This window comes from Haloferax volcanii DS2 (genome assembly GCF_000025685.1).
Classification (GTDB): Archaea; Halobacteriota; Halobacteria; order Halobacteriales; family Haloferacaceae; genus Haloferax; species Haloferax volcanii.
The window spans coordinates 1,672,500-1,698,191 of record NC_013967.1; the positions used below are offsets into that span (position 1 = coordinate 1,672,500).

Annotated in this window: 27 protein-coding genes, 1 tRNA gene and 1 pseudogene; 16 read left to right on the top strand and 13 right to left on the bottom strand. The window is 66.2% G+C overall.

Going from position 1 to position 25,692, the window contains the following annotated elements:
• Window positions 1-59 precede the first annotated feature (59 nt).
• Window positions 60-545: a PaaI family thioesterase gene (locus tag HVO_RS13390; protein ID WP_004041693.1), complete on the bottom strand. Its 486-nt coding sequence runs from the start codon at window positions 543-545 to the stop codon at window positions 60-62.
• Between the two features lie 237 nt (window positions 546-782).
• Between HVO_RS13390 and HVO_RS13395 the strand changes: the two genes are divergently transcribed.
• Window positions 783-3,362, top strand: a complete 2,580-nt coding sequence (locus HVO_RS13395; protein ID WP_004041694.1) for a sensor histidine kinase — start codon at window positions 783-785, stop codon at window positions 3,360-3,362.
• A 60-nt stretch (window positions 3,363-3,422) separates the two neighbouring features.
• On the top strand, window positions 3,423-4,550 hold the full coding sequence (locus HVO_RS13400) for a hypothetical protein (RefSeq protein ID WP_004041695.1): 1,128 nt from the start codon (window positions 3,423-3,425) through the stop codon (window positions 4,548-4,550).
• 199 nt (window positions 4,551-4,749) lie between these two features.
• Here HVO_RS13400 and HVO_RS13405 read toward each other — a convergent pair whose 3' ends face one another.
• Both HVO_RS13405 and HVO_RS13410 read right to left on the bottom strand, forming a co-directional pair.
• Entirely contained in the window at window positions 4,750-5,178 is a 429-nt protein-coding gene (locus tag HVO_RS13405; protein ID WP_013035651.1) for a bacterio-opsin activator domain-containing protein, read from the bottom strand.
• A 222-nt stretch (window positions 5,179-5,400) separates the two neighbouring features.
• Complete coding sequence (locus HVO_RS13410; protein ID WP_004041697.1) at window positions 5,401-6,312, bottom strand: hypothetical protein; 912 nt, start codon at window positions 6,310-6,312, stop codon at window positions 5,401-5,403.
• A 54-nt stretch (window positions 6,313-6,366) separates the two neighbouring features.
• Between HVO_RS13410 and HVO_RS13415 the strand changes: the two genes are divergently transcribed.
• Window positions 6,367-7,053, top strand: coding sequence for a lipoate--protein ligase family protein (locus tag HVO_RS13415; protein ID WP_004041698.1), 687 nt, complete (start codon window positions 6,367-6,369; stop codon window positions 7,051-7,053).
• A gap of 64 nt (window positions 7,054-7,117) precedes the next feature.
• Window positions 7,118-8,407, top strand: coding sequence for a dihydroorotase (locus tag HVO_RS13420; RefSeq protein WP_004041699.1), 1,290 nt, complete (start codon window positions 7,118-7,120; stop codon window positions 8,405-8,407).
• A gap of 19 nt (window positions 8,408-8,426) precedes the next feature.
• On the opposite strand, the gene HVO_RS13425 is transcribed toward HVO_RS13420, so the two are convergent.
• Window positions 8,427-8,870 carry a hypothetical protein gene (locus HVO_RS13425; RefSeq protein WP_004041700.1) on the bottom strand — a complete coding sequence of 148 codons (444 nt, stop codon included), beginning with the start codon at window positions 8,868-8,870 and terminating at the stop codon, window positions 8,427-8,429.
• Window positions 8,871-8,996: 126 nt separating this feature from the next.
• Between HVO_RS13425 and HVO_RS13430 the strand changes: the two genes are divergently transcribed.
• Entirely contained in the window at window positions 8,997-9,524 is a 528-nt protein-coding gene (locus tag HVO_RS13430) for a DUF7529 family protein (protein ID WP_004041701.1), read from the top strand.
• A gap of 62 nt (window positions 9,525-9,586) precedes the next feature.
• Here the strand turns inward: HVO_RS13430 and HVO_RS13435 are convergent, their stop codons facing one another.
• A complete protein-coding gene (locus tag HVO_RS13435) occupies window positions 9,587-10,276 on the bottom strand; it encodes a DUF5806 family protein (protein ID WP_004041702.1) in 690 nt (229 codons plus the stop codon).
• 120 nt (window positions 10,277-10,396) lie between these two features.
• On the opposite strand from HVO_RS13435, the gene HVO_RS13440 reads away from it, so the two are divergent.
• Window positions 10,397-10,765 (top strand): universal stress protein, encoded by a 369-nt coding sequence (locus HVO_RS13440; RefSeq protein WP_004041703.1) that lies wholly within the window; start codon window positions 10,397-10,399, stop codon window positions 10,763-10,765.
• On the top strand, window positions 10,762-11,316 hold the full coding sequence (locus HVO_RS13445; RefSeq protein ID WP_004041704.1) for a GNAT family N-acetyltransferase: 555 nt from the start codon (window positions 10,762-10,764) through the stop codon (window positions 11,314-11,316). Before HVO_RS13440 ends, HVO_RS13445 begins: the two co-directional genes overlap by 4 nt.
• A gap of 51 nt (window positions 11,317-11,367) precedes the next feature.
• Here HVO_RS13445 and HVO_RS13450 read toward each other — a convergent pair whose 3' ends face one another.
• A complete protein-coding gene (locus HVO_RS13450) occupies window positions 11,368-11,823 on the bottom strand; it encodes a universal stress protein (protein ID WP_004041708.1) in 456 nt (151 codons plus the stop codon).
• 101 nt (window positions 11,824-11,924) lie between these two features.
• On the opposite strand from HVO_RS13450, the gene HVO_RS13455 reads away from it, so the two are divergent.
• Both HVO_RS13455 and HVO_RS13460 read left to right on the top strand, forming a co-directional pair.
• Complete coding sequence (locus HVO_RS13455) at window positions 11,925-12,386, top strand: universal stress protein (protein ID WP_004041710.1); 462 nt, start codon at window positions 11,925-11,927, stop codon at window positions 12,384-12,386.
• Window positions 12,387-12,489: 103 nt separating this feature from the next.
• Entirely contained in the window at window positions 12,490-13,779 is a 1,290-nt protein-coding gene (locus tag HVO_RS13460; RefSeq protein ID WP_004041712.1) for a DHH family phosphoesterase, read from the top strand.
• A gap of 45 nt (window positions 13,780-13,824) precedes the next feature.
• On the opposite strand, the gene HVO_RS13465 is transcribed toward HVO_RS13460, so the two are convergent.
• Genes HVO_RS13465 through HVO_RS13475 form a run of 3 tightly spaced genes read right to left on the bottom strand, consistent with a single transcriptional unit; the run spans window position 13,825 to window position 15,171 of the window.
• Window positions 13,825-14,253, bottom strand: coding sequence for a DUF5807 family protein (locus tag HVO_RS13465; RefSeq protein ID WP_004041714.1), 429 nt, complete (start codon window positions 14,251-14,253; stop codon window positions 13,825-13,827).
• 54 nt (window positions 14,254-14,307) lie between these two features.
• Window positions 14,308-14,745, bottom strand: coding sequence for a DUF7112 family protein (locus HVO_RS13470; protein ID WP_004041716.1), 438 nt, complete (start codon window positions 14,743-14,745; stop codon window positions 14,308-14,310).
• A gap of 24 nt (window positions 14,746-14,769) precedes the next feature.
• Window positions 14,770-15,171, bottom strand: coding sequence for a 30S ribosomal protein S6e (locus tag HVO_RS13475; RefSeq protein WP_004041717.1), 402 nt, complete (start codon window positions 15,169-15,171; stop codon window positions 14,770-14,772).
• Window positions 15,172-15,325: 154 nt separating this feature from the next.
• On the opposite strand from HVO_RS13475, the gene HVO_RS13480 reads away from it, so the two are divergent.
• On the top strand, window positions 15,326-15,628 hold the full coding sequence (locus tag HVO_RS13480) for a rubrerythrin-like domain-containing protein (protein WP_004041718.1): 303 nt from the start codon (window positions 15,326-15,328) through the stop codon (window positions 15,626-15,628).
• Between the two features lie 96 nt (window positions 15,629-15,724).
• Here the strand turns inward: HVO_RS13480 and HVO_RS13485 are convergent, their stop codons facing one another.
• Window positions 15,725-16,819, bottom strand: a complete 1,095-nt coding sequence (locus HVO_RS13485; RefSeq protein ID WP_004041719.1) for an aminopeptidase — start codon at window positions 16,817-16,819, stop codon at window positions 15,725-15,727.
• A 168-nt stretch (window positions 16,820-16,987) separates the two neighbouring features.
• Between HVO_RS13485 and gnd the strand changes: the two genes are divergently transcribed.
• The 4 genes from gnd to HVO_RS13505 all read left to right on the top strand — a co-directional run bounded on the left by gnd (window position 16,988) and on the right by HVO_RS13505 (window position 20,440).
• A complete protein-coding gene (gene gnd / locus HVO_RS13490) occupies window positions 16,988-17,887 on the top strand; it encodes a phosphogluconate dehydrogenase (NAD(+)-dependent, decarboxylating) (RefSeq protein WP_004041720.1) in 900 nt (299 codons plus the stop codon).
• Window positions 17,888-18,067: 180 nt separating this feature from the next.
• The gene (locus tag HVO_RS13495) at window positions 18,068-18,649 is read left to right on the top strand and encodes a 2Fe-2S iron-sulfur cluster-binding protein (RefSeq protein ID WP_013035390.1); all 582 of its coding nucleotides are present in this window, start codon (window positions 18,068-18,070) and stop codon (window positions 18,647-18,649) included.
• A 189-nt stretch (window positions 18,650-18,838) separates the two neighbouring features.
• Window positions 18,839-20,305 (top strand): MATE family efflux transporter, encoded by a 1,467-nt coding sequence (locus tag HVO_RS13500; RefSeq protein ID WP_013035384.1) that lies wholly within the window; start codon window positions 18,839-18,841, stop codon window positions 20,303-20,305.
• A gap of 62 nt (window positions 20,306-20,367) precedes the next feature.
• A tRNA-Arg gene (locus tag HVO_RS13505) sits at window positions 20,368-20,440 on the top strand.
• 626 nt (window positions 20,441-21,066) lie between these two features.
• Here HVO_RS13505 and HVO_RS21560 read toward each other — a convergent pair.
• Window positions 21,067-21,264 (bottom strand): ribbon-helix-helix protein, CopG family, encoded by a 198-nt coding sequence (locus tag HVO_RS21560; RefSeq protein ID WP_394324813.1) that lies wholly within the window; start codon window positions 21,262-21,264, stop codon window positions 21,067-21,069.
• Window positions 21,265-22,060: 796 nt separating this feature from the next.
• On the opposite strand from HVO_RS21560, the gene HVO_RS13510 reads away from it, so the two are divergent.
• On the top strand, window positions 22,061-23,413 hold the full coding sequence (locus HVO_RS13510; RefSeq protein ID WP_013035249.1) for an IS4-like element ISHvo11 family transposase: 1,353 nt from the start codon (window positions 22,061-22,063) through the stop codon (window positions 23,411-23,413).
• Here the strand turns inward: HVO_RS13510 and HVO_RS21565 are convergent.
• Window positions 23,410-23,898, bottom strand: a complete 489-nt coding sequence (locus HVO_RS21565; protein WP_049914834.1) for a recombinase family protein — start codon at window positions 23,896-23,898, stop codon at window positions 23,410-23,412. The two genes, HVO_RS13510 and HVO_RS21565, sit on opposite strands and share 4 nt — an antisense overlap.
• Window positions 23,899-24,044: 146 nt before the next feature.
• Between HVO_RS21565 and HVO_RS20190 the strand changes: the two genes are divergently transcribed.
• Window positions 24,045-24,374 carry a DUF262 domain-containing protein gene (locus tag HVO_RS20190; RefSeq protein ID WP_081442889.1) on the top strand — a complete coding sequence of 110 codons (330 nt, stop codon included), beginning with the start codon at window positions 24,045-24,047 and terminating at the stop codon, window positions 24,372-24,374.
• Between the two features lie 147 nt (window positions 24,375-24,521).
• Here HVO_RS20190 and HVO_RS20195 read toward each other — a convergent pair.
• Window positions 24,522-25,679 (bottom strand): annotated as a pseudogene (locus tag HVO_RS20195) (ISH3-like element ISHvo20 family transposase).
• Window positions 25,680-25,692 lie beyond the last annotated feature (13 nt).

The following is a 25,692-nucleotide window of genomic DNA, read 5'->3' on the forward strand; positions in this document are numbered from 1 at the left end:
GCGAGCGGAACCCTGACTCTAACCCCGACCCCGACGCTGACCGCGACTCCGGCCGCGTCTCACTCCCGAAAGAGCCGATACGCGCCCTGTCCGGTGGCGACGGCGTCGTTCCAGTCGCTCGACGGCGACTGCCGGGCGGCCACGTCCGAGTCCTCTTCCGGGTCGGTGCTGACGACGGTGATGGTGCTCACGCCGACCGAGCCGCCGGCGCGGACGACCTCAGCGACCGCGGTCAGGTCGCCCGACGCCCGCCGCAGGTAGTTCACGTTGAGATTGATGGTGGCGACGCCGCCGGCGAGCGGGTCGTCGAGCATCGTCCGGAGGGCGATGCCGCCCGCGGTGTCGATGAGCGTCGCCGCGATACCGCCGTGAATCGTCGGCGGCGACACGGTGTTGGTGAGCTTCTCGTCGTACGGGATGGTCATCACGATGCGGCCGCGCTCGATGGCGTCGACGCGGGTGTTGAGCCACGACAGGTAGCCGTGTTCGTCCTCGATGTGTCGCTGGACGATTGCCGCGGCCTCGGCGGGAAAGTCGTCGGCCATATCACGAACGAGTGTGTCAAATAGTATGTAACCGACGGTCGGTGGCAACCCCGGCGGCCCCGCGAGCAGCGCGAGCAGGCGGTCGCCTCGCCGGCCCCGCGAGCAACGAGTGGGCCGCACCGAGGCGACTGCGAGCGGGAAACCGACCGGCGAGTGAGCCGAGCGGACGGGAGCCGTAGAGCACTTATCAGTCCGGTGGTGAGTGAAATATATACACGTTCACGGAGTGATACGGGTATGAGCGACACCCGCGTCGTACTGGTCGACGAGTGCCCCGACGCCCTCGTCGACGCCCTCGGACGACGCGGGTTCACGACCGAGACGTGCGCCGACCGCGGCGACGTGTTCAGTTCCCTCGACGCCGGAGTCGGCGGCGTCGTCGTCCGCGGCGCTCTCGACGCCGAGTTCGCCTCCGGCGTCCGCGACCGAGTCGGCGTGGTCCCGGTGTTCTTTCTGACCGAAAGCCCCCCGGAGTCGGCCCACGACGGCGGCGCAATCGCCATCAGCGACCCGGAGACGCCGGAAGCGGTCGCCTCTGTCGCCGCGCGGGTCGAGCGGGCCATCGAGTTCACGCAGTGGGCGTCGGCCGGGCGGAACTCGGACTCGCTGTATCGGACCGTCGTCGAGCAGAGCCACGACGCCATCTTCGTCGCGCAGGACGGCGAGTTTCGCTTTTGGAACCGCCGGCTGACCGAGCTCACCGGCCTGCGCGACGGCGAACTCACCGAGCGGTCGGTGTCGAGTATCGTCCACCCCGACGACCGCGAGCGGGCCGCCGCCATCGCCACGACGCGACGACAGGGCGTCGACGCACCCGCGAGCTACGAGATTCGTCTCGTCGACGCCGACGGCGCGGCCCGCGAGTGCTCGACGAACGTCAGAGAAATCGACTACCACGGCTCCGACGCCGTCCTCGTCTCGATGCGCGACGTGACCGAGCAGCGGGCCACGGAAGCGCAGTTCCGCGGGCTCGTGGAGCTGGCACGGGACCTCGTGACCCTCGTGGGAACCGACGGGCGAATCAAGTACCAGAGCCCCTCCGTCACCGAGGTGCTCGGATTCGACGAGGACGAACTCGTCGGAGAGCACGTCGCCGACCTGATTCACCCCGACGACTGGGACCGCGTCAAGGCCGTCTTCGAGCGCGCGCTCCAGACCGGGGCCGACGGGACCGACCCCGTCCGGTACCGCCAGCGGAACGCCGAGGGGTCGTGGACGTGGCTCGAATCCGTGGGGTGCAATCAGGCCGACACCTCGGTCGACGGCTTCGTCGTCACCTCGCGAAACGTGACCGAACAGCGGAGCTACGAGCAGCGGCTCAAGCGCTACGAGACCATCGTCGAGAGAATCGGCCAAGGCGCGTACGTGCTCGACGAGGCGGGTGTCGTCCAGTTCATCAACGAGGCCGCGCTCTCGCGGACGACCATCCCCATGTCGACGTTCGTCGGCCGACACATCTCGGCGCTCCGCGACGCCGGCTATCTCGCCGCCGACCAGTACGAACGCGCCCAGTCCGCGCTCGACGCCGTCCTCGGCGGCGAGAGCGAGCGCGAGCGGTTCGAAATCGAACTGTCGTTTCCCGAGAAAAACTACGTGGCCGAGTTCACCGTCTCGCCCATCGTCGACGACGGCGGGGAGGTCGCGGGCGCGGTCGGCATCTCGACGGACGTGACGGAGCGAAAGCGGTACGAACAGCGGCTCAACGCGCTGCACGCGTCGACCCGACGGCTGACGGGGGCGACGAGCCGCGAGGAAGTCGCGGAAATCGTCCGCGAGGCCGCCACCGAAGTCCTCGACTACGCGATTAGCGGCGTCCTCCTGTACGACGAGTCGCAGGACGCGCTCGTCCCGACGGCGTTCACCGACGAGGCGTGGGACGTGTTCGGCGACGTGCCGCCGATTCCGCGAGGGGCCGGGCTGACGTGGGAGGTGTTCGAACGCGGCGAGCACAACCTCTACCGGGACGTGGACTCGAACCCGAGACGGTTCGTCCTCGACGCCGGGGTCAAAGAGGAACTCATCGTGCCGATTCCCGACCACGGCGTGTTCTTCGTCGCGTCCGTCGGCGACGACTCGCTGGCCGACCAGCGCATCGCGTTGGCGAAGGTGTTGGCCGCCAACACCCGCGCGGTCTTGCACCGGGTCGAACGCGAACAGCTCTTGCGGCGGCGCGAGCGCGAACTCGCCAGCCAGAACGAACAGCTCGAATCGTTCGCGTCGGTCGTCTCGCACGACCTCAAGAACCCGCTGAACGCGGCGATGGGCTATCTCGACCTCGCCCGCGAGCAGTACGACGGCGACGAACTGGACCGCGTCGCCGACGCCCACGAGCGGATGGCCGGCATCGTCGAGGACATGTTGGCGCTCGCGCGTAACGGTCAGACGGTCGAGGAGGCCGAGCGACTGTCGCTCGGGGGCGTCGCCGAGGCGGCGTGGACGACCGCCGCGAGCGACGCGCCGGAAGCGACGCTCGTCACCGACGGCGAAATCCCGGTCGACGCCCACCGCGGGCGGCTCAGACAGCTCCTCGAAAACCTCTTTTCGAACGCGATTCGCCACGGCGGCGACGACGTGACCGTCCGGGTCGGCCCCCTCGACGACCGCGCCGGCTTCTACGTCGAAGACGACGGCCCGGGGATTCCGCCGGACGACCGCCCCCGCATGTTCGAGGCGGGCTACACCACGAGTTCCGAGGGGACCGGCTTCGGCCTCAGCGTCGTCATGAGCGTCGTGAACGCCCACGGCTGGAGCGTCTGGTTCGTCGAGAGCGACGACGGCGGCGCGCGGTTCGAAATCACGACCGAAAGCGACCACTGACGGGCCGAGAGTATCGCCGCCGGCGGCAACACTAATTGCGGGTCGTCCGAACGGAGCGCCATGGAAACACCGGACGAGACGACGGTCCGCGCGGCCGACTCGTGTCGGGAGTCGCTGCCCGAGCGCGTCGACGGCGGGCGGGTGCTGTTCGGATTCGACGGCTACATCGACCGCGTTCGGGAGTTCGTCTCCGAGCGACAGTCGGCAGATACCTACGAGCGGGTGCCGACGCTCGACGCGTTCGCTGAGCGCGTGAACGACTCGGTCGAAGCCGAGAGTTCGCTCACCTTCGAGTGGATTCAAGACGGCGTCCGCACCGGCGGACACGTGAGCCACCTCGCGCGCGCCTTCGACCGGATGGGGTTCGAGCCCGGAGTCGTCGGCTGTCTCGGCGACCCGGTCGAAGAGCCGTTCGTCGAGGAGTTCGGCCACCTCCCGCTGGAGACCCTCGGGTCGCCGGGCTACACCGACGCCGTCGAGTTCGGCGACGGGAAGCTGATGCTCACCGAAATCGGCGCGCTGATGACGCTCGACTGGGCCGGAATCGAGTCGCGCGTCGGCCTCGACCGACTGGCCGAACTGGTCGACGGGGCCGAACTCGTCGGGATGGGCTACTGGTCGGAGATGCCCGAGCTACCGGACGTGGCCCGCGGCCTCCGCGAGGAGCTGTGGCCGACGCTGTCGGACCCGCCGGAGACGCTGCTTTTGGACCCCGGCGACCTCAGAAAGCGAGGGCCCGACGTGGTCGCCGCGGGCGTCGAGCAGGTGTCGGCGCTGGACGACGCGGTGCGCGTCGTCGTCTCTGCGAACCGCTACGAGACGCGCTATCTCGCGCGGCTGGCGGGCGTCGAGAGCGACGACTTCGGCCGCGAGTCACAGGCGGCGTTCGACCACCTCGGCGTCAGTCGGTTCGCGGGCCACGGCATCGAGGAGGCGCACCTCGTCGACGAGGCGGGAACCGCGACCGTCGGGGTCCCACGGACGGACGACCCGGTGTTGACGACGAGTTCGGGCGACCACTTCAACGCGGGCCTCGCGCTCGCGCACGTCCTCGACCTCGGTCGCGCGGAGTCGCTCGTCGTCGGCAACGCCGTCGCGGGACACTTCGTCAGAACCGGGTCGCCGCCGACGTACGACGAACTACGGGCGTTCGCCTCGGGGTATCTCGATTACTTCGACGCCGCTTAAATACCGATTGTCCACACAAGGGTCAGATATATTACTAGAATCGGCGTACCGATATGCGTCGGTGGCACCCCCCACACGGGCGCACCGCCGGAGAGCCGCGAGTCGCGCCGTTCCGGCGGCGAAATCGACACCCGTCGTGGCATCTCGCGCCCGGTTGCCGCGCCCCACCACGGTCCCGTTTTGACGCATCATCGGCTCTTCACTCGGACCGCGAACCGCGGTCGAGGTCGTCTATCGTCGACCCGACGAGGTTTCGGAGGGCCCGACGAAGCCGCTGTGAGAGCGCCTGTTCGGTGATACCCAACCGGCTCGCGATGCCGTCGCACTCGCGGATGGCCGAGAGGATGTCGCCGTCGCGGGTCGCCCACTCGCAGCGGTAATGCCGTCCCTCGGGTCCGTCCGATATCGGTTCGAAGCGCTCGATGCTCGCGTGGTCGTCGAGCAGGTCGTCGAGCGCCTCGCGGTCGCTCCCGCGGGCGACGAAGTAGGGAACCGGCTCGTCCGTCACCGGGATACCGCCGACGAACGTGAGTTCGAACTCGGGGTCTTCGAACGTTCCGTCGGGCGAGGCCCCGGCCAGCGGGTGGCCGAGTTCGACCTCGTACCCACTGGCGTGGTCGCCGGTCATCGCAGCGCGGAGGCAGCGGCTGCATCGAACACCGAAGCGACGGCACACGCTCGTATGTCGGATCTCACGAACGGAGAAAAATACGGGCGACCGAAGGATATTTTTTGCGGAGACTAATCCTTTCATAGTAAATGTGTTTAAAAATGGTGCCACAAAGTGGAGGTGTCGGGCAGTCGCGCCGGAGAGGATTAAAAAAACAGTTTCATGACACTTCTGCCGCCGTCAGTCGAGTCGAATCGGGTCGGCGCTGGGGCGAATCTCGACCGACACCTCGTCGCCGGTGGCGAAGCCGTGACCGGGACAGACGAGTTTGCTCCCGAAGTCGACGCGAGACGCGAACAGTGACAATCCAGTGATTCGAACGCCGTCGACGAGCACGTCGAAGTCGGCCCACGGAACGTCGCGGCCGGCCGCCCGGCCGACCCGCTCGCCGAGGAGCGACAGCGATTGTCCGTCTTCGACGGGCGAGAGCGCGCCCCCGAAGCCGTAGTGGGCGAGCCCGCCGTCGAGGACGACGCCCTCGTCGCTGGCGAGACCGACGAACCCGTCGGGGCCGACCGCCGCGTCGGTGCGGGTCGGGGCGTCGAGAACGACGAACGTCTCGGCCGTCTCGACGACGGTTCCCGTCCCGTCCCAGTCGAGCGGCGAGACGGTCACGTCGGGCGACACCGGGAGCGACCCCCGAGCCCGGTGGTGGTTCGCGTCCGCGGCCCGAAAGCCGACGTGGACGTGGTTCGAGACCCACGGCGCGAAAAAGCCGGAGCGGACGAGCCGTCCCAGCGAGTCACCGACCGCGACCTCGTCGCCCGCGTCGACGCCGGGGTCGACGTGGAGGATGCGCGCGACCAGTCCGTCGCGGGGGTCGTCGTCGGGGGCGCCGAGCCAGTCCAGTCCGGTGGCGTCGGCGTCGACATCGACGAGGATGAGGTACTCGTCGTCGTGGGCGTAGGGCTTGTCGGGCGCGCGGACGGTCCGCGTCTCGCGGACGACGCCCGCCACGGGCGAGCGGGCCACCGGGTCGTCGGCGGCGACGTAGAGGTCGATAGCACACCCGCTGTCGTGGGCGGGGTACGGCGAGTTGTAGAGCGAGAAGCGCTCGAAGCGCGAGAGCATCGGCCGCGGCAGTCGCAGCATGGTCGTCGGGACGGGACGGGTGCGCTTAGGTACGTCGGGGTGGTTCTCTCGGGCATGCGCGTCATCCGCGGCCGCGGGCCCGACCGGGAGGCGGACCGGGCGGTCACCGCGGCCATGCTCCGCGAGGCGGGCGACACGGGCGAACCGGCGTTCCGCGCGTGGACGCCGCACCGACAGCTCGCGTTCGGCAGGCGCGACACCCGCGCCCCGCGGTACGACGAGGCCGTCGCCGCCGCCGAGGAACGCGGTTTTCCCGCTGTCGAGCGCTCCGTCGGCGGCCGCGCGGTGGCCTACACGGGAACCACCGTCGCGTTCGCCCACGCGGTTCCCCTCGACGACGCCCGGAGCGGCCTCGACGCGCGGTACGAGGCCGGAACGACCGCCGTCGTCCGCGCCCTGCGAACCCTCGGCGTCCCCGCGCGGCGGGGCGAGCCCCCGGCGTCGTACTGCCCCGGCGACCACTCGGTCCAAGCGGGCGGGAAGCTCTGCGGCCTCGCCCAGCGCGTTCGAAAAGAGGGCGCGCTCGTCTCCGGCGTGGTCGTCGTCACCGACCGCGACGAGATAGCCGACGTGCTCGCGCCCGTCTACGAGGCCATCGACGTTCCCTTCGACCCGGATTCGGTGGGGAGCGTCGCCGACGCCGGCGGCCCGGCCAGTTCCGACGCGGTCTGCGACGCCCTCGAAGCCGCCTTCGTTGGCGACGCGGAGACGCGCGTCGAAGACGCGGCGGACCTCGCGTGAGCGACTGACTGCGACCGCTCCCCGAACCGCCGGACTTAGCACCCGGCGCGTCGCACCCCCTCGTATGCGAATCGAGAACGCGACGCTGGCCGACGGCCGCGCCGTCGACGTCCGCGTCGAGGACGGAACCGTCGAGGCGGTCGGTGACCTCGACTCCGTCGACGCCGAGGAGACCGTCGACGCCGAGGAGAACCTGCTTCTGCCGGGCGCTATCGACGTGCACGTCCACTTCCGCGAACCGGGATTCGAGCACAAGGAGACGTGGGAGACCGGCGCGCGGAGCGCCGCCGCGGGGGGCGTGACGACCGTCGCCGACCAGCCGAACACCGACCCGACGACGACCGACGGCGCGGGCTTCGACGTGAAAGCGGAGTGCGCCGCGAACGCCTGCATCGACTACGGTATCAACGGCGGCGTCACCGCCGACTGGGACCCGGACAGTCTGTTCGACCGACCGCTTTTCGCCCTCGGCGAGGTGTTTCTGGCCGATTCGACCGGCGACATGGGCATCGAGGCCGACCTGTTTGCCGAGGCCGCGGAGCGCGCCGGCGAGGCGGGCGTGCCCGTCACGGTCCACGCCGAGGACGCCGACCTGTTCGACGAATCGGCCATCGAGGGCGACCTCGGCGGGGTCGGCCGCGACGCCGACGCCGACGCGTGGAGCGCCTACCGCACCGCCGGGGCCGAGGCGGTCGCCGTCGAGCGCGCCGTCCGCGTCGGCGGCGAGACCGGCGCGCAGATTCACATCGCCCACACGAGCACGCCGGAGGGCGTCGACGCCGCCCGCGACGGCGGCGCGACCTGCGAGGCGACGCCGCACCACCTGTTTCTGTCCCGCGACGACCTCGACGAGTTGGGCACCTACGGCCGGATGAACCCGCCGCTCCGCTCCGAGGCGCGCCGCGAGGCCATGTTCGAGCGCCTCGCCGACGGCCGCATCGACATGGTCGCCACGGACCACGCGCCGCACACGCGCGAGGAGAAAGAACGGTCGCTCCTCGACGCCCCGAGCGGCGTCCCCGGCGTCGAGACGATGGTGCCCCTGCTTCTCGGCGCGGTCGTCGCCGGCGACCTCACCGCCGAGCGCGTCCGCGACGTGGTCGCCGCGAACCCCGCCGACGTGTTCGACCTGCCGCGCAAGGGCCGCATCGAGGCGGGCGCGGACGCCGACCTCGCGCTGTACGACCTCGACGCCGCCCGCGAGATTCGCGGCGCGGACCTCCACTCGAACTGCGAGTGGACGCCGTTCGAGGGCCACACCGGCGTCTTCCCCGAGTGGACGATGCTCCGCGGTGAGTTCGTCTGGGACGGCGACGAGTTCGGCGCGGTCGCCGGCGAGAACGTCCGCGACTGAGCGCAGTTGCGGCCCGAATTCAGAACCGCGCGGCCGCGGCCTGCGCGCCCCTCCAGCCGACGCCGATGAGCACCGCGAGCGGCGCTGTCAGAGCGACCAGCGAGACGGCCGACACGGCGACCCCGCCGAGTGCAGACGATGCGACGACGGTCGCGAGAAAGCCGCCCACGGCGAGCGCCGGGGCGACCAGCGCGTACGCGAACAGCCAGCGCTGTCTGCGAGTGAACCGGACGCCGTATCCCGGTCCCGGCGGGATGAGCAGGCCACCAGCGAGGAGGACGAAGCCGGCGACCCCGAACACGAGGAGGAAAAAGCCCGCGAGCCCGTGGGCGAAACCGTCGCTTCCGGGCGGCGGCGGGGGCATCGTGACGGCGGTCCGCCAGACGAACGCGAGAAGCGCGACCCCGGCCCCGGCGACGGGGAGTTGGAGCGACCCGAGGACCGCGCGGAGTGACCATCGCATCGGGCCGACTGTCGGCGGGGAGACAGATAGCAGTTCCGCCGTCGGGTGTCGGGACCCCCGCCGGACCGGACGAACCCGACGCAAGCGAATCTTTTTCCCGTCCGACTCCCCGAGGGAGTGACACGCATGACCGACGAGCGGACGCCGCCGCGAGGCCGCGACCCGAACGCGGACGCCGACGAACCGCATGCACTCACGGGACTGCTGTCGTTCTGGGAGACGGTCGTGGAGGACGCCGAGGCGACCGCGGCCGAGTACGAAGACGAGGGTTGGGAGACGCTCGTGCTCCATCCCGGCGACGTGTCGGTGTTGCCGCCGGCGAACCTGCCGGAGGCGACGGAGCGCGTCGGCTTCGACGTGCTCGTCCCCGGAAGCGAGTTCGAGTCGCTGTCGTCGTGGGTCGAGTCGGCCGAGTTCGACCGTTACGACGTGTACCGCGCCCGCGAGGATGACACCGTGTTCGTCGTCTCGGTCGTGCAGGACGCCGCGGCGTCGAAGGCCGTCGTCGTCCCGCTGTACTACGAGCTGGGCGAGGTGGACGCGATGGCGACGAAGGCGCGAAAACAGGACGAACTCCGGCTCTACGTTCGGCCGGTCGAGGCGGACCGACGCGTCGAGTTAGTCCAGTCGGAACCGGACCCGCTTTTCCCCTGACTGCGAGTCGGCGCGGCGTCGGTCCGGGGTCGAAGCCGTGGGGTCGCACGGACCGCGGGGCGTCACTCCTCGTCAGACAGTTCCTCTTGCCGCAGTTCCGTGCTCGCCTCGCGGACCTCGCGCATGACGCTCGAAATGCGCTCTTCGGCTTCGAGTTCCTCTTCGACCGAGAGGTCGACGCCCTCGACTTCGAGCAGGAACTTGGCGATTTCCGTCACCTCGTACATCATCTCGTCGAGTTCCTCGGCCGTGAAGAACCCCGACATCGCGCCGTAGAGGAACGTCGCGCCCGACTTCCGGACCTTGTCGCGGAACGCAGACCGGGCCTGATTGACCGCCTGCGGCGTGTAGGTATCGGTCATGAAGGGGACGAGTTCGGGGAGGTTGTTCCCGATTTTCGTCATCTCGACGCCCGTCTCGGTCCGGAAGTCGGCGCAGAGTCGCGCGATTGCCCACTCGCGGGCCGTCACGTAGGTCCGCTCGCGGAGGAAGTCGTTGACGCGGTCGTACTGCGCGCCGTCGACCTTCTTGAACCGGGCGTACTTCTGTACGTCCTCGGGAACCGCGTCGTCGGCGTCGGCTCCGGCGTCGTCTCTCGGTTCCGCGCCCGCAGTCTCCGAGTCGGTGGCCGGGTCTACTGGCTCCGTGTCTCCCGCCGCTTCGTCCGCCGCCGCTCGCGGGTCCGCGTCGGGGCGAGCCGTCTCCTCGGCGTCGCTCGCGCCCGTCTCGAACTCGTCGGACTCGTCTGTCATACCGCGGGCTACCGCGGCACGGCCGAAAAGGGTTCCGCGACGCGCGGTCCCCCGCTGGCGGGGATGTCGCCCCCCGTTTCCGGGTAAGGGTTTTCTATCGCGCCCGCGAGATTGGGAATCATGAAGGTACTGCTCGGAATCGGTGGCAGCGACGATTCCATGCGGGCGCTCGAAACGACGGTCGAACGGACGGCCGAGGTCGGCGACGACCTCACGGTCGCCATCGTCGACAACCCGTCCGGCGAGCGCTCGCGCGAGGAGATGGAAACGCGGGTGACGGAACTGCTCGACGAGCGCGGCGTCGACGCGACCGTCCGCGCGCTCGACGGCGACCCGGGGAGCGCCCTCGTGGACCTCGCCGAGAACGAGGGGTTCGACCAACTGGTGCTCGGCGGCGGCGAGACGAGTCCGATGGGGAAGATACAGATCGGCAACATCGCGGAGTTCGTCCTGTTGAACTCCCACGTGACCGTCACCCTAGTACGATGAGCGACCGAACGTTCTCCGACGCCGTCGCCGACCCGTACGACGCGCCGCCGCTGTCGTTCACCGACGGGGAAGACCGCACCATCGAGGTGCGCGCGCACGACGGCTCCGACGAGGAGTTGGAGGCGCTCGTCGAGATGTACGACGCGTTCGACCCCTCGGACCGCGCGCAGGGCATCCCGCCGGGCCGCGAGGACCGCATCCGCGACTGGCTGGAGAACATCCTCGACGAGGACTGCCTGAACGTCATCGCGTGGGACGGCGACGAGGTGGCCGGTCACGCGACGCTCGTCCCCGACGGCGACGCCTACGAACTCGCCATCTTCGTCCACCAGACGTACCAGCGCGCCGGTATCGGCACGCGGCTCATCAAGGCGCTGCTCGGCTACGGCCGGGTGTCCGGCGTCGAGAAGGTGTGGCTCACGGTCGAGCGCTGGAACCGCGCGGCGGTCGGCCTCTACCAGACCGTCGGCTTCGAGACGAGCGACGCCGAGAGCTTCGAGTTGGAGATGACCATCCGACTCGCCGAACCGCCGGACGACGAGGGCGGCTGAGGGCGGCGGCGAGCCGCGACAACGACCAACGATTCAGGATTCAGACAGGATTCAGACCGAAAGCACGGGCTGGCTGGCGTACAGGAGGACGTACTCGGCGGCCTTGGCGAGCACCTCGCCGGGGTCGCCCGAGACGGGCTCTCGGGGCACGACGATGAAGTCCGCGTCGAGTTCTTCTGCGGTGTCGAGGACGACGCTGCCGGGGTGGCGGAGCTTGCTCGTCCGCGAGAAGCCGTAGGCGACCGACGTGGTGACGGGCACGTCGGCGGTCTCTGCGAGCGCCGACACCGTGTCGGTGACGGCCTTGCTGTCCTCGGCGACGGCGTCCTCGTCGACGACGCCCTGCTCTATGGCGCGGACGACGTCCTCGCCGAGGACGTGGACGGCGTGGACCGCGGCGTCGTACTCGGCCGCGACGGCGGCGGCGTACTCCGCCGCGCGCGTCGCCTCCTCGCTTTGGTCGACCGGCACGAGAACGAGGTCGATAGAGAGCGGGCGCGGTGACATGTCCCCACCTGCGTCGGGGGACGACAAAAAACTCACCCCACGGTCCCGCCGGCCGGCCGCCCCAGACTGGTTTTATGCCGCCGCGCCGTGAACCCGAAGCCATGTTCGACACCATCGTCATCGCCACCGACGGCTCGGCGAGCGTCCGCCGGGCGGTCAGCGTCGCCGTCGACCTCGCAGAGCGGTTCGACGCGTCGGTCCACGCGCTGTACGTCGTCGACGCCGGCGACGTGGAGACCGCGCCGGACCGACTCCGCGACGAGATGCGCGACGCGCTCACCGAACGCGGCGAGGAGGCGCTCGCCGAGGTCGAGGCCGCGACCGACCGCGAGGTGACCGTCGCGGTGCGAGAGGGCCGCCCCGCCGCCGAGATTTCGAACTACGCCCGCGAGGTCGACGCCGACGCCGTCGCCATGGGAACCCGGGGCCGCCACGGCGAGAACCGCTTTCTCATCGGCAGCGTCGCCGAGCGCGTCGTGCGGACCTGTCCGGTGCCGGTGCTGACGGTCCGCCAGCTGGAGGAGGGGACGACGGACTCCCTGCTGAGCGACGAGGCGGCCTGAGCGGGCCGCGTGGCTCGGTTCGGTCACGGCCCGCGGGACGTTCGGCGCGGTCTCCGCCGACGGAATCGGGAGGAGTTTTCCCCGTCGCGCCCGAGTTCGGCGTATGGAAGACGAGCTCATCGACAGTTCTCAGCTCTCGCTCCCCCGCAAGTCCGTGCTCCCCGGAGCCGGCTTCTTCTACCCCGAGTCGTTCGACGAGGAACGCGCCGAAGAGCGCGCCAAGGCGAAACTCGAAGACGCGTCGGTCGCGGTCGTCACCGACACCGACGCCGACGGCCTCGGCTGCGTCGCCCTCCTCCGGGAGGCGTACGACGCCGCCCTCGACGTGGCCGACTTCGAGGAACGCATCGAGGAGAAACTCGCAGACGACGAAGGCGACGAGGACGAGGACGAGGACGACGAGGACGAATCGCCCCTCAACGAGGAAGCGGAAGAAGAGCGACCGAAATCGCCGGTCGCGCTGATGGGGTCGAGCCCGTACTCGCTCGAAGACGACCTCCAGCGCGTCGCCGACTACGCCCCCGAGGGCGTCGAGGTGTACGTCTGCGACCTCTGTCCGGACAAGTTCGAGTACGTCGAGGAGGAACTGGCCGCGCTCGTCGAGACCGCCGGCGAGATTCACTGGTACGACCACCACCAGTGGAAGCCCGAGGTGGCCGAGGCGGTCCGCGATGCCGGCGTCGACCTCGTCGTCGGTGAGTCCGACGAGGAGTGTTCGACCGACGTGACGCTCCGCGAACTCGACTACGAGTTCGACGAGCGCTTTTCGGAACTCGCGGCCGTCACCCGCGACCACGACCTCTGGCTGAACGAAGACGAGCGGAGTCAGGACCTCGCGGACTACGCCTACTGGACCTCGAAAGAGGAGTACGTCGCCGTCGTCGGCGCGTACGGCGCGGACCTCCCGCCGGTCGTCGAGGAGTACATCGCCCACCGCCGCGTCGAAAAGGAGAACCTTATTCAGGCCGCCGTCGACCGCGCCGAACTGAAGACCGTCGGCGACTGGACGGTCGGCGTTACCTACGGACGATGCTCGCAGAACGAGGTCGCCGACGCCCTCCGCGAGGCGGGCGCGGACGCGGCGGTCGTCGTCAAGCCCGCCGGAAGCGCCTCCATTCGCGGCTCCGACGACTTCGAGCGCTGTCACGAGGTCGCGGACCTCGTCAACGGCGGCGGCCACCCGAAGGCCGCCGGCTGTAAGCCCGACATCTACGACGACATGCTCGACTACGCTCACCACTGGACGACGCAGGGCGCGACGACGAAGCGCGTCATCCTCCGGGCGTTCGAGCAGGTCGCAGACGCGGTCGCGGAGGCGGAAGCGGAAGCCGCGGCCGACGCGGAAGCCGACGATGACGCCGAAGACGACGAAGGCGTCGAAACCGAGCGCTAACGGCGAAACTAAACTCGAGACGCGGCGTCGAAAAACGGGGGTCGGTTACGCGTCGTCGACGACCCAGCGGTCGGAGTACGTCGTGCCGCAGGTACACTTGGCGTAGGCGTGGACCACGTCGCCCTCCTCGTAGATGCCGCCGACCTCCTCGTTTTGCGCCTCGGCGAACGAGAAGATGAACTTCACCTCGTGGTTCTCCTCGGCGGCCGCCTCGGGGCAGGTGCCGCCGCTCAGGTCGTCGTCGATGTCGCCGTCGTTGCCCATGGCGGTCTGGGCGAACTCCATGGCGTCCATGCCCGTGCCGGCCGCGAAGGCGCGGCGGCCGTCGTCACCGGGGACGACGAGGACGTAGCCGTTGTCAACTTCGACGCCCATGTTCGGGAGTTTGCCCTGACTGTCGAGGTACTCGTGGGTGAGATAGAGCGCCACGTCGTCGAGGCGCTCGCCTGCGAGATACTCCGTTACCTTGCTCATACCCCGCCTAGGGCGGTCGGCGCGTAAAAGCGGCGTGTCTCGGAGTCCGACCGGTCACTCGTCGGACGGGCCGAACTGCTCCGCGATGCTCGAAAGCGAGTCGTTCGGCCGTTCGGTGATGCGGTACACCTGCCGGACACCCGGAACCCGGAGGCCGTACTGGTAGCCGTCGTCCAGTTCGTCGAGTTCGACGGCGTCGCCGTCGGCCCGGTCGTGTTCGCGGCACCACTCGACGAGTCGATTCTCGCCGTCGTTCGGGGTGCGCGCGAGGCGCTTGTTGTCGTACGCGCCGCGAATCACGAGTCCCGAGGCGTCGGCCGAGAGACGGGCGTGGTAGGCGGTGCCGCCGAGGTGGAGGCGGACGAAATCGCCGTCGGCGGCGGTCACGTCGTCGGGGACGCGCAGGCAGGGGCGACGGGTGCCGCCGCTTCGGGCGATGTTCGCGCGGAACGTCTGGACCGACGGATGGTCGGAGGGCAGTTGCTCTGGCACGGGGAAGAGAGGAGCGAGACGGCGTTATTCGTCGGCTTCTTCGTCGTCGCCCTCACCGAAGGCGGCGGCGACGTCGCCCTCGCCGGCGACGACCTTCGCGTTGATCTGGACGGTCTCGTCGGAGACCTCGCGGCCGCGGACGGTGACGCGCTTGCGCTCGCCGTCGCGGGACGGCTTGTAGCCGATGCCGTCTTCGGCGAGGATTTCCTTGAGCGCGCCGCCGGGTACGTCGGGGTGCATCGGTCGGCCGGCCTTGTCCGAACCGCCCGTCAGTTCGAGCGTGAAGCCGTCGAGACCGACGGCCGCGCCGTCGACCTCGTCACCGAGGTCGCGGCCGAGGAATCGGTTTGCGTCCTGTCCTTCGACGTCGACTTGGTAGGTCGCACCGGAGTCGGGGTCGGCGACGACGACCATGAATTCTGCCATGCGCGGATGAAAACGGTCGCGGATAAAAAGTACGTCGAAAGCGCGTCTCGGGACCGCACCCACCGAATCGGGGTGAAACGGCCGAATTCGGCGTCCTCAGGGAGAACGGAGAATTTAGATAAGAGTTAACATTCAACATGTCGTACACCGTAACATGAGCAAGGATATCGACACGCGTGGGGTCGTGGCCCTCGTCAAAGCCAAATCGAGGGCGCTGGTCGGCCCCGAGCCGACGGACCTCGTCGAACGACGCCCGGCGGAGTTGGTCGAGCGCCGGACAGAGGCGTTGGTCGAGGCGGAGCCGACGACGCTCGTCGAACCCCGGCCGACAACGCTCGTAAAACAGCGACGCCACGAATGTCCCACCTGCGGCTACAAGTCCGAAGAGGCCGTTCACGAACGAGTCTGCCCGGAGTGCGGCGGGACGCTTCGCAACGCCGGCACGGGTCGGGACTGAGTCGCAAGCGGCGGAGTCCACGAGGAGGCACAGACACGACGTTCGCGGTGGTTCGTGCTCGCCGCACCGAGAAGACAGAGACGGCGCTGCGGCGGGTTAAAACCCGTCTTCCCACCGGAACGTACCGTTCCGCTGGACGACCTCGCCGTCGACCTCGATGCGCGAGTCCTCGCTCATGTCGGTTATCATGTCCGTGTGGACCGCGGACTGGTTGCCGTCTTCGCCCTCCGGGAGACACGCGCCGTAGGCTCGACCGACCGCGAGATGGACGGTGTCGCCCATCTTCTCGTCGAAGAGGATGCTGTCGGTGAAGCGGTCGATGCCGCGGTTCATGCCGATGCCGAGTTCCCCGAGTCGGCGCGCGCCCTCGTCGGTGTCGAGGATGCCGGCCAGCGCGTCCTCGCCCGCGCCCGCGGAGAAGTCCACGACCTCGCCGCCCTCGAACGTCAGGTGGACGTTCTCGACGCGCTGACCCTCAAGCGTCATCGGCACGTCGAAGAACACCTCGCCCTCGACGGCGTCTTCGACGGGTGCGGTGAACACTTCGCCCGACGGGAGGTTGTGGGAGTCGTAGGCGACCGACGCCGCGGAGTTGACGGCGGTCCGCCCCTCGATGGACATCGTGAGGTCGGTGTCGGCCTTGACGATGCGGACCTCCGACCCGGCGTCGAGCACGTCTTTCATGTTCGCCATCTCCTCGGCGAGTTCCGACCAGTCGCGGAGAATCGCGTCGTAAACGAAGTCGGCGTACGCCTCGAACGACATGCCCGCCTGCTGGGCCGCCGCGCGGGTCGGATGGACCGTCGAGACCCAGTCGGTGTCCATGCGCGCCTCTTTGACCTCGCTCGTGGCGCGGCCGTAGGCCTGCTGCGTCTCGGTCGGTACGTCGGCGGTCGCCGCCGTGTTGCGGGTGCCGCCGAGAAAGAGCACCGAGTCGGCGGCCTCGTAGAGGGCGAGTTCGTGTTCGGGAAGTTCGAAGTCGCCGTCGTGCGCGCGGAGGTACGCCCGCTGGACCTCCTCGGAGGCGTACGTCGTGACGACGTTCGCGCCGCGCTCGCCGAGGGCGTCGGCGACGGCGACCGCGAGGTCGTGGGCCTCCTCGCCGACGGAGACGACCACGTCGTCGCCGGTCTCGATTCGCGCGCTCCAGTCGACGAGCACCGCGGCGTGCTCGTGGATGCGTTCGTCCATACGCGACCCTCGCGCGCGGCGGTAAAAACGTCGGCGGCTGCGGGCGCGAGGTCGCCCGCCTTCGGTCACAGTCACCCGAAGGCGGGCAGGCGACGCGAGTCGACGCGACGACGACCGCGCACGCGCCAAACCACAACCACTACCACCCCCCGCGGACGATGCCGACGCATGCAACTAGGCGTCATCGGCCTCGGCCGGATGGGGCGCATCGTAGTCGACCGAGTGCTCGATGCCGGGCACGAGGTCGTGGCCTTCGACCTCTCGGCGGAAGCCGTCGCGGCGGCCGCCGACGCGGGTGCCGAACCCGCGGACAGCGTCGCCGACCTCGTCGACCGGCTCGGCGACGACAAGCGAATCTGGCTCATGGTCCCCGCGGGCGACGCGGTGGACGCGACCCTCGACGACCTCGACCCGCACCTCGACGGGGACGACGTGGTCGTCGACGGCGGCAACTCCCACTTCGAGGAGTCCGTGCGGCGCGCCGAGGCGTGCTCGGCGGCCTACCTCGACTGCGGGACCTCCGGCGGCCCCGCCGGTGCCGAACTCGGCTTTTCGCTCATGGTCGGCGGCCCGCAGTGGGCCTACGACGAGCTGACCCCCGTCTTCGACGCCGTGGCGACCGGCCCCGACGGCCACGGCCACATGGGCGACTCCGGCTCCGGCCACTACGTGAAGATGGTCCACAACGGCGTCGAGTACGCGCTGATGCAGGCGTACGGCGAGGGCTTCGAACTGCTCGCCGAGGGTCGCTACGACCTCGACCTCGAATCGGTCGCCAAGACGTGGAACAACGGCGCGGTCATCCGCTCGTGGCTCCTCGAACTCTGCGAGGAGGCGTTCCGCGAGGAGGGCAGCGACCTCGGTGACGTGGACGACCACGTCGCGGGCGGCTCGACCGGCACGTGGACGGTCCAAGAGGCGCTCGAACAGGAGGTCCCGGTCCCGCTCATCTACCAGTCGCTCGCCGAGCGGTTCGGCTCCCGCGCCGACGACCGCTTCTCCCGCCGCCTCGCCAACCGGCTCCGGTACGGCTTCGGCCGGCACGAGGTCGCGCGGAAAGACGACTGACGCGGCCGCGAACTACCGGCCGTGCCCGGCGACGCTCTCGGCGCGCCCGAGACGGACGCCGTTCTCGCCCCCGATATTGTGGGAACCCCGGTGAAACCCTCGTCTCGGCGGCGAAATCGACCGCCCGCGGGTGCCGCCACAATCACAATTTCCTTAACCCCTCCCTCCATATCCGCCGGTATGGCAGTCATCAGTATGGTGGGTGTCGGGGCCGGATTGGTCCTGGTACTCCTCGCCGTCGCCCTGCACTACTCGAAGGGCACCGGCTGGGAGCCGACCGCCGACATCACACAGGAGGTCCTCGAACGCCGCGCGGCGACCGTCGCAGAGACCGACTTCCCCGAGCCGATGAACCGTTCTATCGGGGGGGGCGGCGGGGTCGCCGCGGTCGGAGCCGGCGAAGAGGGCGCCGAACTCGAAGGTGAGGAGGCGGAAGAAGAACAGAGTCCCGCCGACATGCCCGAAGACGAAGTCGAGTACTTCGAAGTCGAGTTCGTCAAGCAGGGCGAGACCATCGAGCTGGCGAGCAACGAGACGGTGCTCGACCAGGGCGAAGACGCCGGGATGGACCTCCCCTACGCGTGCCGACAGGGTTCCTGTGTCTCCTGTGCCGCGAAGATTACCGACGGCCCGGCCGAAGAGTACATCACGCACCACACCCAGGAGACGCTCTCCGACGAGGAGATGGACAACGGCTACACGCTCACCTGCGTCGCCTACCCGAAAGCCGACTTCGCCATCGAGACCGGCGAAGCGCCGTAACGCGACGACCGCAGCCACCCACCTTTTCTCGCGACGCCACCCATCCCGGTGAACCGCGGTCGCCGCTCGTGCGGCCGACCGCCCCGCCACGACTCGCCCAGTTGCACTCGTTCGGTGTGCCGGGACGTTCCAGCGTTCGAAGACGCCTATCGACGCTTTCAAACGGTCTCCGCGTGTCTCACCTGTTCAGTGTCCCTCCCCGAAGGAGGTTCCCTCACCGAAGGCGACCTCAAACGGCCGATGTTCGAACTGGCGTGGCCGATTATCGTCACCGAACTCCTCCAGGTGGCGTACAACCTCGCGGACACCGTCTGGCTCGGCCGGCTCTCGACCGACGCCGTCGCCGCCATCAGCCTCGCGTTTCCGCTCATCTTCCTGCTCATCTCCGTCGGTGGCGGCTTCACCGTCGCCGGGAGCACGCTCGTCGCGCAGTACACCGGCGCGAAAAGCGAGGGCTCCGCCGGGACCGTCGCCGGGCAGACGCTCACGTTCATCACCGTCATCGCCGTCGTCGTCGGCGTCATCGGCTTTTTCGCCACCGACGCGATGCTCGGCGTCCTCCCGAGCTCGGAGGCGACCGCCGGGCAGGTCATCCCCCTCGCCGGCGACTACATGCGGGTGTTCTTCCTCGGCCTGCCGTTCCTCTTCGGCTTCTTCGTCTTCTCCGCGCTCATGCGCGGCTACGGCAACACCCGCGCCCCGATGGTCGTGATGTTCATCAGCGTCGTCATCAACATCGTCATCGACCCGGTGTTCATCTTCGGCTTCGACGCCAACCCGCTGTTTTCGATGCTCGGAGTAGAGGGCTTTCAGGCGAGCCTCTTCGCCGCCACGGGTTTCGACGGCTTCAAAGTCGCCGGCGCGGCGTACGCGACGGTCCTCTCGCGCGCCGTCGCCACCGTCATCGGCATCTACGTCATCTTCGGGACGAGCGCCGGCCCCGACGTGCAACTCGCCGACTTCCGCCCGCAGTTCGAGTACATCAAGCAAATCGTCGATATCGGCGTCCCGAGCGCCATCGAGCAGTCCGCCACCGCCCTCGGCTTCATCACACTCACCGCGATGGTCGTCACGTTCAACCCCGAAGTCGTCGCCGCGTTCGGCCTCGGCAACCGCCTCACGTCGCTCGTGTTCCTCCCGGCGCTCGGCCTCGGGCGAGCGACCAACACCATCGTCGGCCAGAATCTCGGCGCACAAAAACCGGAGCGCGCCGAGAGCGCCGTCCGGCTCGCCGCCAAGGTCGGCGCGAGCGTCATGCTCGTCACCGGCGTCCTCGCCTACATCTTCGCCGAACCCATCGTCGCGTTCTTCCTCCAGACCGGGACGGCCTCGGCCGCCCAAACCATCGACCTCGGCGTCGAGTACATCCGCATCCGCGCGGTCGAGTTCGGCTTTATTGGCGTCCTCCAGGTCATCCTCGGCGCGTACCGCGGCGCGGGGAACACGAAAACCGCCCTCGGCTTCTCGCTTTTCGCGCTCTGGTTGGGCCGCGTCCCCATCGTCTACCTGCTTTCGTTCCAGTTCGGCTTCGCCGAGACCGGTATCTGGCTCGGAATGGCCGTCGGACAGATTCTCGGCGCGATTGCGGCCACGGCGTGGTTCACCCGCGGGACGTGGAAACACAGCGTCGTCGACGCCGACGCGGTCGGAACGTAATCGGCCGCCGGCGCGGGTTCCACAACGGTTTTACGTCGGTGACGTGTAGCTCCCTCCGCTGAGGGCCCGTAGCTCAGTGGACAGAGTGCTTGGTTCCGGACCAAGATGCCGCGGGTTCAAATCCCGTCGGGTCCGTTCTACCCTTAGACGCTCCGCATTGACCGTACAGAGGCGTCCTTGGTCCGGAACCAACCACTCCGTCAACTGAGATTTGAACACTCTGCGTGACGCGCCTTACCGCCGTCGTGGCTTCCGCTAGATTCGAACACGGTACTCTACAAGTAGATTTCTCAAGATAAACAGAACCAAAGTCAGAGATGGATCACTACATCTGAATCACCGGATTATCTCTGCGTCACGGCCACTCCATAAGGCGGGCTTCCGTCCGAGGGTGTTTGCCCCCACTCCGCTACCACTCCGTGGGTCCCACCTCTCCCTCTGGGTCCGGGTCCCGCCGCCCGCTCCCGCCATCTCGGGAGAGCAAGGAGTGTCTGAATGAATATGTGACTAGCAAAACCGCGAGTACAATCAGAACGTAGTCCCACCGAATGTGATGCTCAAAGCTGTGGGTCCGAACAACTCGTTCAGTCACGTTCTCTTGGAGTGGGTTCATACAACGCCCACCTCACTTCTCGGCATCGTCTGAACGTAGACCGAGATCAGAAGGATAGCTATCGAGATAACCCCGAGTCTGAACCCCGGTGACGTGAGTCCAGAATTAGGTGACGCCAGCTTACTTGGTGCTTTCTCAAAGGGCATGGCTATACCACCACCTCAAGCAAACCCTCACAATGTGGACACCGAAGGTTCCCAGACCGCCCATCTCGGTAGTGTTCGAGAATTCGTCTAATGAGTTCAGAATTAGATACCCCAAGTCGTTCTGACTCACGATTTAGGAACTCACACATAGCATCATCCGTCTTCGTTCCGACCGATATGGAGCCAAAGCATTGAGACATAGTAAATAAACAATTGTGCTTGTACTATATACAAGTTTGCTTGTATACGGTGCGTACTCGACCGTACACAAAGTTTGAGTAACCGTGACTTTAAGTACCTCAAATCACGAGGTCCGGTATCGCGGTTCGCTCCGCGCCGGACACCTCTGTCGGAACCCACACGGAGATACCCTACGTTCATTTGACCGAGCGACCGACCGACCCGGAATAACCGAAAACCTCACCCACCAGGGTAGGAAGACGGACCACGGGGAGGGAGGGAGTGAAGGGACTACATGAACATGGGACAACCCGGATGGAAACGACAAGGAACACGGACATACCCAACCCACCGATACGCGGTAACGGAGGGAGAGGGAGAGGGGATATTTTCTATACCATACAAATATTACTGTGGTGCATTATAACGCCTCTGTCTGTCGGTTTTCTATCTCGCGCATGACGAGCAAAACACACCAAAATTCAAGAAAGCGTTATATACAAGTCCCGTAGCGAGAGAATCTATATACTCATACGGATCTGGTTTCAGATACCGTATAACTCTCCACGTTCCAAGGCACGACTGATTGTACGGCGAGAACAGCACAGTTCCTGAGCCGCTGTACGCTTACTCAGTTCCTCTTTCCGTACGCTATCGAGAACAGCAACCACACGGTCGTATTGTGCGCTCTCTATGAGTCTTCCATCGTCTTTCTCGAATCCGATTGGAGCAGGTCCCATCCGTTCTAGTTTAACGAAGAATCCAGTTGCTGTCTGTTGATTTGATATCGTCGCAACTACCTGATTGAGAAACCCGGTGGGAAGTATGACCTACAGCCCACCGGATTCGGTCATAGTTGACCGGATTCAAAGAGCGTTTCCCTCTGATGAGTTGCGCGAGCGCGCTCGCGCAACGAATCTCGTCCAACGAGAGCGGAAATTCGACATCGTTGCGCTGTTCTACACACTCTCGTTTGGCTTCGCTGCTGGCTCAGACCGCTCTCTCCAAGCATTTCTCGAACGCTACGTCGAGATGGCTGACTGTGACGAACTCTCCTACGCATCGTTCCACGACTGGTTCGAACCAGGATTCGTTGCACTCCTTCGAGAGATTCTCGATGACGCAATCGAGAATCTCGATACCGGACGAGAAGATTTGAACGGCCGTCTCGAACGCTTTCGAGACGTCCTCATTGCTGACGCAACCATCGTTTCGCTGTACCAGGACGCCGCTGATATCTACACAGCAACCGGCGACCATCAAGCCGAACTGAAACTTCACCTCACCGAATCTCTCTCGACTGGGCTCCCGACACGATTCCGGACAACCGATGGGACGACTCATGAACGGAGTCAGCTACCCACCGGTGAGTGGGTAGCTGACGCCCTCATCTTGCTCGATTTAGGCTTCTACGACTTCTGGTTGTTCGACCGAATCGACCAGAACGGCGGGTGGTTCGTCTCCCGGGTGAAGGACAACGCGAACTTCGAGATCGTCGAAGAACTGCGAACGTGGCGAGGCAACAGCATTCCGCTGGAAGGAGAGTCGCTGCAGGCCGTCCTTGAGGACCTGCAGCGACAGGAAATCGACGTCCGCATCACGCTTTCATTCGAGCGCAAACGAGGGTCGGGCGCCAGCGCGACCCGGACGTTCCGACTGGTCGGCCTGCGCAACGAGGAGACCGACGAGTACCATCTGTATCTGACGAATCTGGCGAGAGAGGACTACAGCGCGCCCGATATCGCGCAGCTCTATCGGGCGCGCTGGGAGGTCGAACTGCTGTTCAAGGAGCTGAAGTCGCGGTTCGGCTTGGACGAGATCAAGACGACCGACGGCTACATCATCGAGGCGCTGATCATCATGGCCGCAATTTCGTTGATGATGAGTCGTGTAATCGTGGATGAGTTACGGTCGCTCGAGGCAAGACAGCGAGAGGGCGAAGCCGCCGCAGACGCCGACTCGTCGGCGTCGCGGCTCCCTCGGCGTCGCTGTTCGCTCGCCGTGGAACGCCACGGTCATCTAATCCAGTTGTATCTCATGATCGAGTTGGGCTACGAACTGCCGGATTTGGACGAGCTGTTGCTGTGGGCGTCACGAAATCCAAATCCACACAGAGATCGGTTACGTGAGCAGGTTGAACGAGGTGAGTTCGGCTTTGATCGCTACTAAACTAGAACGCATGGAGCAGGTCCATGATGATACTCGGGATTCGCCTGACGGGCCGCTATGCCCTCTCGCGTGTTCATCCGTTTCACTCGCGCCTCCCACTCCGCGAACGCTCCGAGCATCTGCATCTGTAGTCTGTGCATGGGTTGTTCGTCGCCATCCCCGAATGAGAGACCATCCCTGACGAAATGTATCGTCGCTCCCGACTCCATGACGCGAGAGACGGTACGATCCAAATCTTGGAGTGACCGAGCGAGACGGCTAATCTCATGGACAACCACCGTATCCACCTCTCCCGCCTCTACGTCGCCCATGAGGCGCTTGTAACCCTCTCGGGAGGTGTTTGTACCTGTTGCCTTGTCTCGGTACACCTGAAGCTCTGAGAGGGCCACATCGAGTTCACTCTGAGAGTAAGTAGTAGTGGACTCAATCTGCCGGTCAAGATTCTGCTCAGGAGTAGAAACACGGCAATAACAACCGACCTTCATGCCCACCACTTAGCACTTAAAAAGGGTAGCCTTTACGCCCAGACTGTGCGAGAAGGACCGTAACTGCATCCGATCCAGACGGGAAGTCCATACCTGATTTCAACCCATCTACAAGTTTTTAAGACCCTATTCCATTGTCAAACGGTATGGGAAATAGCGATATGGATCTTGAAGCCGAGGAATTGAGGCTTATTGATCTACTGGGTGAACGAACCCGTATCTTCCGTGTTCCGATCTTCCAAAGGGAGTATAAGTGGAAACAGAAGCAACGTTCCGAATTATGGGATGATATTGAAACGATAGGTACTGAGGCAAAGCCTTCTCACTTTGTCGGACAGGTTATTCTTGTAGAAGATGAGAGGAAGTCCGACGAAGACGTAGACACATACAAGATTGTAGATGGCCAACAACGACTGACTACATTTTCTATACTAGTCTCAGTACCTCACAAAGCATCCTCGGCTAGCTGTTTCTGAAGCCTGAGTTCTGTGTCGGAGCGGTTGCATTGACGGTCTCGACGGGAGAATCATGGACGAATCGGTGGAGAGCTGTCGCTGTCGGCGGCGGTCAGCCGCTGACGCGACAGCGTCGCCACTCACACCGCTGGCTAGCCCGGTCAAGAGTTACCGGCTAAACCGGTCGTCTGGTGGCCGGTTCGCGGGGACGGCCCGACGCACCGCGAGGGCCGTCCACGCTGCCCGTCGAATCAAGTTGGTGAATTCCTTGTACGACCACTCCCAGAGGCGACGCCCGCCTCGGCGGGGCGTCGCCACGTACTCCCAGTGCAGATACCGCCACACGTTCTGTAACAGCAAACTCACCACGACGTACAACAGCCGTACGACCGGATTCTGTGTCGTAGTCGTCGCAATCGTTTGCTCGGAGAGTCGGTAGCTCGCCTCGATACCGAAGCGTTTCGCGTAGTGGTATCGAGCGTCTCGTGGTGAGTTGATGAACGGCGCGTCAGCGGCGTAGCCGTGACGCGCCACGCCATGTTCGTCGTACCGTCCGTTCTGGTAGGTACAGTCGATGTAGACGGGAAACTCGACGGTCCAGCTGTGACCGTCGAGTTTCGCTGTCAGACTGTGCTGAATCACGCGACTCCACCCTTCTGAGAGTTCTCGCTTGATCGTTCGTCCCCAGCGGACGATCGGCATGACGTACGCGTGGTTGTGCGCCTGAAGCAGCGTCAAACACTTGCTGTCGTAGAATTCGCGGTCAAGATAGACGGCCTTGACACCGAGGTCAAGGCCGTCGAGAATACCGAGGAACTCTGCGAGGACACTGCTGGCGGTGTCGCCGTCTTCGAGACGGCGCACCGCCAGCGTGTAGCGTTTGTTCTTCACGCGTGCGTACAGTGTCGCGTACGCGTGGAACGCGGTGGTTCCACGTTTGCTTGGGAGTGATAGAGACCGTCCGTGTCGTCTTCGTCACCATAGTAGGGCCGCAGGTGGAGGTCTGCGCAGACCTCCCCGCAGGACGTCGAGAACGTCCTTCTGGAGGAGCGTGTTCCCGATTTGTTCGAGCGTCTCGAGGTCGAACTTGGTGCGGAGATGGTAGAGAACCGAGTTTTCGTGAGGTGCATCTTCGCTTCTCTTGCAGAGTGTAGAGACCGAGGTCCCGTCGGCGCAGGCGCCGACGAGGACCTCGTAGATGTCTTCAGCACCGATTTCAGCGTTTTCACCGAGAGTGAGTGCAACTTCCTCGTCAAGGGAGTTGACGAGGAAGTTAAGGAGCTGGTCCTCGTGGATTGAACCGTCTGCTTGCTTGGTATTAGACACACCTTCAGCAAGC